The sequence below is a fragment of the Bacillus sp. GbtcB10 genome (assembly GCF_019091365.1).
Classification (GTDB): domain Bacteria; phylum Bacillota; class Bacilli; order Bacillales; family Bacillaceae; genus Bacillus; species Bacillus altitudinis.
This window is the reverse complement of record NZ_JAGXJP010000156.1, coordinates 1-270: the sequence shown is the minus strand read 5'-3', so window position 1 is coordinate 270 and position 270 is coordinate 1. Positions and strand designations below refer to the sequence as shown.

At 58.1% G+C, this 270-nt stretch carries 1 pseudogene; it reads left to right on the top strand.

Going from position 1 to position 270, the window contains the following annotated elements:
- A pseudogene (locus KVT11_RS19945) lies at window positions 1-191 on the top strand (ABC transporter permease); the annotation flags it as partial.
- Between the last annotated feature and the right edge of the window lie 79 nt (window positions 192-270).

Below are 270 nucleotides of genomic sequence, written 5' to 3'. Positions count from 1 at the left end.
CCTTCATCGGGGCGATCATCGGCGAATGGTTCGGCGCAACGCGCGGCCTCGGCCTTCTGATGGTTTCCGCCATGCACAATTTCCAGATTCCGCTTCTGTGGAGCGCCGTGCTGATCACCTCCGCCGGTTCGCTGATTTCATTCGGTCTCATGTCGCTCGTCGAGCGTTTCGTTTATGCGAGGTATCGCTGATGCTTGGCATCCTGAAGAGCGCATTCAACCGCTACTGGGGCGTTCTGTTGATCCTGTTGCTCTGGCAGGCATGGGTGAC